The organism is Vibrio sp. Sgm 5 (assembly GCF_026241575.1).
In the GTDB taxonomy this organism is placed as follows: Bacteria; Pseudomonadota; Gammaproteobacteria; order Enterobacterales; family Vibrionaceae; genus Vibrio; species Vibrio jasicida.
In genome coordinates, this window is the sequence record NZ_JAPHPY010000005.1 from 165879 (window position 1) to 173754 (window position 7876).

The 7876-nt window shown below is 42.7% G+C and carries 9 protein-coding genes; 3 read left to right on the forward strand and 6 right to left on the reverse strand.

Going from position 1 to position 7876, the window contains the following annotated elements:
* The first annotated feature begins 126 nt into the window (after nucleotides 1–126).
* Nucleotides 127–1026 (forward strand): DMT family transporter, encoded by a 900-nt coding sequence (locus OQJ86_RS04795; RefSeq protein ID WP_265986811.1) that lies wholly within the window; start codon nucleotides 127–129, stop codon nucleotides 1024–1026.
* 74 nt (nucleotides 1027–1100) lie between these two features.
* Here OQJ86_RS04795 and OQJ86_RS04800 read toward each other — a convergent pair whose 3' ends face one another.
* Nucleotides 1101–1415: a DMT family transporter gene (locus OQJ86_RS04800; RefSeq protein ID WP_063344229.1), complete on the reverse strand. Its 315-nt coding sequence runs from the start codon at nucleotides 1413–1415 to the stop codon at nucleotides 1101–1103.
* Nucleotides 1416–1782: 367 nt separating this feature from the next.
* Between OQJ86_RS04800 and OQJ86_RS04805 the strand changes: the two genes are divergently transcribed.
* On the forward strand, nucleotides 1783–3147 hold the full coding sequence (locus OQJ86_RS04805; protein WP_038867757.1) for an endonuclease/exonuclease/phosphatase family protein: 1365 nt from the start codon (nucleotides 1783–1785) through the stop codon (nucleotides 3145–3147).
* Nucleotides 3148–3226: 79 nt separating this feature from the next.
* On the opposite strand, the gene OQJ86_RS04810 is transcribed toward OQJ86_RS04805, so the two are convergent.
* The 5 genes from OQJ86_RS04810 to OQJ86_RS04830 form a co-directional block, all read right to left on the reverse strand.
* Nucleotides 3227–3766: a phosphatase PAP2 family protein gene (locus OQJ86_RS04810; RefSeq protein ID WP_038878510.1), complete on the reverse strand. Its 540-nt coding sequence runs from the start codon at nucleotides 3764–3766 to the stop codon at nucleotides 3227–3229.
* A gap of 362 nt (nucleotides 3767–4128) precedes the next feature.
* Nucleotides 4129–4662 (reverse strand): DNA mismatch repair protein, encoded by a 534-nt coding sequence (locus tag OQJ86_RS04815; protein WP_265986816.1) that lies wholly within the window; start codon nucleotides 4660–4662, stop codon nucleotides 4129–4131.
* Nucleotides 4656–5042, reverse strand: a complete 387-nt coding sequence (locus OQJ86_RS04820; protein WP_038867763.1) for an MAPEG family protein — start codon at nucleotides 5040–5042, stop codon at nucleotides 4656–4658. The genes OQJ86_RS04815 and OQJ86_RS04820 overlap by 7 nt, the downstream gene beginning before the upstream one ends.
* Before the next feature lie 82 nt (nucleotides 5043–5124).
* Complete coding sequence (gene rarD, locus OQJ86_RS04825) at nucleotides 5125–6030, reverse strand: EamA family transporter RarD (protein ID WP_265986830.1); 906 nt, start codon at nucleotides 6028–6030, stop codon at nucleotides 5125–5127.
* Nucleotides 6031–6109: 79 nt separating this feature from the next.
* Nucleotides 6110–6832 carry a sulfite exporter TauE/SafE family protein gene (locus OQJ86_RS04830; protein ID WP_038867766.1) on the reverse strand — a complete coding sequence of 241 codons (723 nt, stop codon included), beginning with the start codon at nucleotides 6830–6832 and terminating at the stop codon, nucleotides 6110–6112.
* Between the two features lie 356 nt (nucleotides 6833–7188).
* Here OQJ86_RS04830 and OQJ86_RS04835 point away from each other — a divergent pair, with 356 nt between their 5' ends.
* On the forward strand, nucleotides 7189–7734 hold the full coding sequence (locus OQJ86_RS04835) for a type II secretion system protein (protein ID WP_265986833.1): 546 nt from the start codon (nucleotides 7189–7191) through the stop codon (nucleotides 7732–7734).
* The last annotated feature ends 142 nt before the right edge of the window (nucleotides 7735–7876 follow it).

A 7876-nucleotide genomic window follows, 5' to 3' on the forward strand; every position in this document is an offset into this window, starting at 1 on the left:
TTTCTATATCTGAACGAGACAGTCTACCTTGCTTCAATAAGATCCGAAGCCTTAATCACAAGGTGCTGATCTTTTTGTCAGTCTAGTATGCTAAAGTGCGATCTCCCTCAATAAACGAGCCGTAAGATGCCTAATTCAATCAATTCGATGATTCCCATTGGTGTGCGCTTTATGGTGATCTCTGCCTTTGGTTTCGCTCTCATGTCAGCCACTGTTAAGCATGTCAGCTTACATGGCATACCTGTATTTGAAATTGTCGCAGCGAGGGCTTTAGTTTCACTCGTGATCAGTTACCTAGATGTAAAACGCAAAGGCATATCAGTTTGGGGCAATAACAAACCCTTGTTGTTTGCGCGAGGCGCGGTTGGCACGATGGCGCTCATGTGTGTGTATTATTCCGTTACGACGCTACCCTTAGCAGAAGCGACCATTTTTCAGTACATTCATCCTGTATTTACTGCACTGCTCGCGGTCTTCTTCCTTAAGGAGCGCATTCAGTTTTCGACTCTAATTTGTATTGTGCTGTGTTTATTGGGTGTCTATGTCATGGTCAGTTCGGAAACGGGCCCTAATGCTGAACATGCCCTTCCGATGTTTAGTGTTATGATCGCGATATTAGGTGCATTTGGTAGTTCGATTGCGTACGTGATTGTTCGGAAACTCAGTCAGACAGAAGACAGCTCCGTTATTATTTTCTATTTTCCATTGGTTGCACTTCCAGCATCTATCCTGCTCATCGGAGATCAGTTCGTGATGCCGGATTTGCACTTGACCTTGATGCTCGTTCTCGTTGGTGTATTTACCCAAATTGGCCAACTTGGTTTAACCAAAGCCATGCAAACACAGGAAGCCGGTAAAGCCTCCGCCTACTCTTATGTCCAAATCATATTCTCAGTACTGCTGGGGATCGTGTTCTTTGGTGAGTTACCGTCCGCTTGGACTTACTTAGGAGGAGCACTGATTGTTACGGGCGCGCTTATCAACGTATTTGGACAACACTTAAAGTTGCCATTTATGAAACGCTAACAAGGCAAGAACCTGCTTTAAAATGCGAAAAGCCAGAGTCTGACTCTGGCTTTTACTTATCAATGATTGAGAACTTAAGCCGCAAACTTTAAGCCTGCAATACCAGCAATAATCAACAGTAAGCTTATGAGCTTGACCAATGTCGCTGGCTCATTAAATAAATAGATACTGGCAATCGCCGTTCCTATCGCACCAATGCCCACCCAAACACCATAAGCAACACCAAGTGGTAACGTTCTAAGCGCAATACCAAGCAACCAAAAGCTTAACGCCATAAAACCGATGGTGAATACTGATGCGCCAAGTTTGCTGAAGCCTTCAGAATATTTAAGCCCAACAGCCCATGCGACTTCGCATAGACCCGCAAGAAAAAGAATTGCCCAAGCCATTGAGAGATCCCTAACAAATGGGGCCGTCCCCGATAGTGATGAGAGCGGTGAGGTCGTCCTCACTTCTGGTACGTGCACAGTATAAAGAAAAACGTCTCTCACCTAAACTCAGTTTGTATGCGCACAAAATCCACTTCATTCAATCAATTAACGCTATAAATCCATTCCAATTAAATAAAATAGACATCGTTATTTAACAGATTGTATATAACCTTCTACTGTTGAAAATGATGCACTTATTGCATTAATCACACAAAACCTGATCATTAGTGCAACTACGCAATCGTTTGTGTGACGAAGATCGCTTACAAAAGCTACTGATAACTTTAGTATTTGCGCGAACCCAATTATAAGGTATTGCATACTAATGAAATACATCAAAACCCCTTTAGCTCTCCTAATCGGCGCTGCGTTACTTACTGGCTGCAACGACGACACCGAATACGTAGATGTTCAACCTAAAGAAGTAAAGATCGCCACTTATAACCTCTCTTTTGATCGTAGTACTTTTGAAGACCTCGTTGCAGAAATGCAAGTTGAACCAGCAAAGCAAACTGAGCTGGTAACGGCTTACCTTGACGGCACAATCGCCGACGAAGATAAAACAATGGCTGAGAAAGTCATTCAAATTCGTAACGTCGCAGCCATCATTCAAAAAAACCGACCTGATGTTCTGATGATGGCGGAATTCAATAATGATGGAACTGGAGAAGATAAAGTCGCACTGGAAGGTTTCCAGAAAAACTACCTATCTATCGCACAAAGCCTTGAAGGCGCCGGTGGCGAAGCTAACCTTGAGCCTATTGAGTATCCTTATGCGGAATCTTACTCAACCAACACAGGCTTAAACAGTGACCTTGACCTAGATAACAATGGCACTGCAGGCCAACTTCCTGGCGATGCATGGGGCTTTGGTTTCTATCATGGTCAATACGCATTTGCACTGATGTCTAAATACAAAATTGACACAGAAAACACACGAACTTTCCAAGAGTTCAAGTGGAAAGACATGGAAGGGGCAGAAATCCCAACCATCACTATCTGTGACGGTTCACAAACGATCCCTGATGGCATGGCCTGCGGTGACGATTGGTACACAGCAGAAGAGTGGGATGTTGTTCGTCTGTCCTCTAAAAACCACGTAGATGCTCCGATTATTATCCCAACAGAAAAAGGCGACGAAGTTGTTCATCTATTGATGTCTCACCCTACTCCACCGGTGTTCGATCCAGGTAAAAACAAAGTTCAAAACGGTGCAGAAGTTGAGTTCTGGCATCACTATGTACAAGGTAAAGAATACTTCTACGATGATGCAGGCAACAAAGGTGGCTTAGCTGAAGGTGCGAAGTTTGTGATGATGGGTGACCAAAACCTTGACCCATTGGATGGCGATGGCTTTAGTGAAATCATGCAAGACTTCCACAATGATCCGTTGGTAAACCAAGATGTGATGAATGGCGAGCTTTACCCAACAAGCTATGGTGCAGCCGAGCACGCGGTAGACAAAAACTCAACACACCCAATTCCAAACCGCATTACGTCTACATTCGGTCTTGGTGTTGACTATGCGATGCCATCAGCGAACCTAAATGTGGCTGATTCTGGTGTTTACTGGGCAGCATCATATGAAGAAGGTCGTAAGCTGTTTAACGACGACCGTATCGGTAAGTACGGCAATGGCAAAGATGTCTCTTCAGACCACCGTATGATTTGGATTAAGGCCCAGTTCTAAAAACTGCACTTAGAAACGAAAAGTCATAATACAGGAGCCTCGGGTATGCCGAGGCTCTTTTGATCGTGCTCGTACAAAATTACCAATGATAAGTCAGCGATACACCAACGTCTTCACTCGTCACCCATGGGACAAGCTGCACATTTTCATCATAAGCATCAGTGAAGACATACGCGCTCAACGTACCTAAAGCTGCACCAGCAAGAACATCACGCCAATAATGTTTTTTGGCCTCCACACGCCCTACACCCACCAGTGCTGCAACACCATATGCAGGTAAACCAGCTTCCCAACCATAACGTAAATAAAGGTTTGTTGCCGAAGCAAAAGCGTTAGCCGTATGGTTGGATGGGAAACTGTCGTTACCACTTTTATCCGGACGTTCTGCATCTATAGTGGTTTTACCGATCAAACCGATGCCTGAAGCAGCACCAATGCTGAACCCCGCTTGCCAAAAGCCTTCCCAATCCCCTTTGTAAGCAGGGACGGCCGCTGCGGTAGCAACCAGACCATACGCACCAATGTCAGTCAGAATATCCCAATCTTTTTCACTCATTGCATACACAGACTGAGACCCCATTATGGAGGCCACACCAACCAAACGTACAATTTTCTTCATTAATACAACCAATTATGATTCAACTCGGGCGAAAACTATCACAGCTATCGCGACTCTTCGACCCGAAACTGTAACAATTCATCCGTGAATTGATTGTGAAAAAAAAGCCAACCACAAAAGATGTGATTGGCTATATATACTTGTGAACAATCTAGTTCACTAGCAACGTCAGTTGGCTAGGTGACCCTCGGCTTAAAGGGTCACTCTGACTCAAGCATTAGATGTGCCAATTTTCAGTTACAACTCAACCAATTGATATTCAACTAATATCAATTAATCACCATGAATAATGATCCATTGAGCATTACTGAGAATGCAATATGCGAACGTATTTTCGCAAATAGCAACCAATAAGGAAAAATTCAGGGGTTACGAGCCAAATCTCTCGCTAAAATTAACGCCAAACCAAACACTTGAAGAAACAAGCCAATACTTTTATACCAAGCCATGTTTTCCTCCAACTCTGACATCACTTCACTGATCTCCAAGTTTTCAAGGTAATAGCTATCAATTCTATTTCGATCGTTACCTTGAGCGTAATTAATTTCTGCCATCAGAGTTGGAAGTTGAGTGATTTCGATTGAGCTGACCTTTTCACCAGTCCAAGCAGACAAATGCGCTCTGAGTACGTTGTTCATTTCTTCGGAGACACTCTGGCTTTGAGCTAAATGTAAATGCAATAACAGTACTTCCCGTTTTCGCTCTAGCGTTTCAACCCTGTTCCAAGCAAGTTGAATCGAATAAAGATTATCAGCTTTTTGATCAGCAAGAAGGCTTGTCTCTTTTCCAAGTTTATCCAACACCACACTGGTTAAGATAATTGCTGCTATGTTCAGTACTAAGCCAACCAGAACAAGCAGCCAAGCTGGGGGTAAATACGTTGATTTTTTTACCATAAGTGATCGTAGGGCAAGTAGATTAAGTTAAGTGCAACTAAACCAATCATAGTCAAGAAGGTTAACTTCATCCCGGTAACACGACCTTTCAGCTCTTCTCCAAGTATCCCTTTTGCATGAATGACGCGGCCAATGACGAACGTGATACCAGCAAGATGTATCCACCAGACTGGGGCGCCATTGTATTCAAGTAATGCCATGAGAATGAGGGTGATGGGAATATATTCGCTTGCATTACTTTGCGCACTGCGAGCAATTTGAAGCGCTTCAACGCCCCCGTCAGCATAAGCAATTTTGTTACTTCGTCTTTGTTTGATGACTTGAAAAGCAAGCCAGATGAGCAATAGCGTGAGGACAGAAGCGTAGAGAGCGGTAATCATGACAATTCCTTCTTTAGAGTTCATTATGGGTTAACTATATATTAAATATAAGCTAGCCCTATGAATCTAAAGAAGGAATCAATTAAAGTGAGTGGTCGGCAAGCTTTTTGCGCTTGGCAAGTTTGGCGATCCCTTCAAAGATAGTAAATAGCAGCCCTACCCAAATAAATGCAAATGTCACGGCTTTTACGCTATCGAATACTTCTCCAAAAAATACAACGGCTAAAACAAACTGTAAACTCGGCTCGATGTATTGCATTAAACCAACCGTTGATAAGTTAGTAATACGAATAGCAATGGAGTAGAAAATTAACGGTAATAGCGTAACCGGAGCACTCCCCAAATAGAGCATAAATGTTGTTACATCAACCGTTGATGCTAGCTGACCAAAGCTCCACTGTTTAATAAATAAATACGTTAAGGCAAACGGTGTTAACACAATGGCTTCGACAAAAAGCGTTGTACTCCAATCATAATTGATCTTTTTCTTGAATAAGCCATAGAGTGAAAAGAACAACCCCATCGTCAACGCAACTAAAGGTAACTGACCATATTGAATCACCTGGTAGATAACACCAATTGATGCCAGTAATATCGCAATAAACTGCCCTTTTGAAAGCTTATCTCCTAAGACAAACACCCCAAGGGCCACTGAGACAAGCGGGCCTATAAAAAAGCCTAAGCTAGCATCAATAACACGGTTATTCGTTAACGCCCACGTAAACGCCACCCAGGATATACACATCAAACTACTGGCAACAAACGTATACCATAGTGACTTTTTATCTTGCCAAATTGTCGTCCATTTAGGCCAATGGCGGGTGATCGCCAAAACCATAATAAAACCAACCGGAACTGAACCAATAATGCGCAGTGCCAATAGTTCATCCATTGAAGCATTAGGTAAAAAACGATAGTAAATAGGCAGTAATCCCCAGATTACAAAGGACAACGCTGCCATGAAATTGCCGTAACGACTGTTGTTCATAACTAACTCGACAAAGAAAAGTGACGCGATTCTATAGTGAGAACGCGTTTTGTAAAGCGAATTTGACCTTCTCGGATAACTACAAAGAGAGACCTTGGATCACCGCAGTAATACCACTAACAAAGCACAGTGTGAGAGCGCCAAAACGAATCTTTTCTTTTGGTAAAGACTGCGTTGTTTTTACCGCTAACCAGTAACCAAGTGCGGCCGCTGGTAGCAAGGGCAAAGTAATCACCAGATGATGTAAGTTAAAGAAACCCACAGGGATCTGAACAATCAAAGAGATAATAGAACTGAACACAAAAAACGCTGACAGATTACCACGTAACTGATTTGCTTCTTGATGTTGCAATAAAAGCGCCATTGGTGGTCCACCAATAGCAGAACTCGTACCAAATAAACCAGAAAAGAATCCAGCAAAAGTCATACGACCTGGCGTAGGTTCAATACGAAATGGCAACACGCTGACGGAAACGGCAAACAGAACCAAAAAGCCAATCCATAAAGTTAATGCTTCTGTCGAAACGAAAAACAGTAAGACGCCACCAGCAATTGATCCGGGAACACGTCCAATCAGTGCCATCTTTAAACCGCCAATTTCGACGCTGCTTCTGTGCTTCATCGCATTCATTAACGAGATAAACAATGCGACCAAACAGATAGGTGCAGGCACATACTCTGGAGCCCAGAGAATGAGTAGTGGCGCGGCGACAATAGCAAGGCCAAATCCAATCGCGGTTTGAACGTAAGAGCCTAAGAAGATCAGCCCCATAGCAAGCAAGTTTGTAGAATCGAATTCCATCGATGTCATTCTTATATTTGATTTTATGATTAGAAAGCAGAATGAATATCAGATAGTAATAATTCCCCTACTCTCGCCCTGCGTAGGATTCATCAAAGCGCACTAAAACACAATCAAAATGTGTCAACATTTGAACTTCTTAGTCTCAGTTTCTACGACTTTACAATTCATACAGATTTGCAACGCTAGATTTACGATTTCCGCACTATCCAGCACAAATAAACGGCACTATAATCACAATCCATTTTAGAGTGGATGTACCATATAAATTCACCATTAATGGAAATTAATAGTCTATAGCACCATATAAATTAAAAAAATTAGACTATCGTATCAACCTAATTAAAAGATGATTTATGAAAAGAAAATCAGGTTTTACTTTAATTGAGCTTGTTGTTGTTATCGTTATCCTTGGTATTTTGGCTGTCACCGCTGCTCCACGCTTTTTAAACATTCAAGACGATGCTCGTGAAGCTCGCTTGGAAGGGATGAAAGGTGCGATAGCTTCTGGCCTAGGGATCGGTTTTGGGAAAATTGCTGTAGCGGGTTTAGAGCACTATCGTTACGTCTCAAATATTGGTCCTGACACCGGAATTACACCAAACACACCAGCAATGGATCTTCCGTTTCCTGGCTGTGAGGTCAATGGAAGCAACAGTTGTACTTTTCGTTATGGTTATGCCGACGCCGATGAATCTAGTCTAAGTATTCTCGTAGCAGAGTTAGACGATAGACACGGTGAAAGTGATTGGCGTGTCGAATCTGACGAAGATGAGATCACTGCCTATATCTACGCTCGAGACGACGGTAAATCAGATGCGACACAATGCGCAATTAAATATACGCCGCCAGTCAACCAAAGTGGGGAATATACGTTAGAGATTTTACCTTGCTCTAAATAACCAAAAGGCTGCCAAATTGGCCTGTCTCTTGATCACAAGTCTAGTGTTCAAGAGACATTGCTAGCTCGTAGCCTTCAAGGATGGTTTGTAGTTTAAACCATCCTTCCCAAAGCACCTTTATTGAAGCTCTACCCGTCCTCTT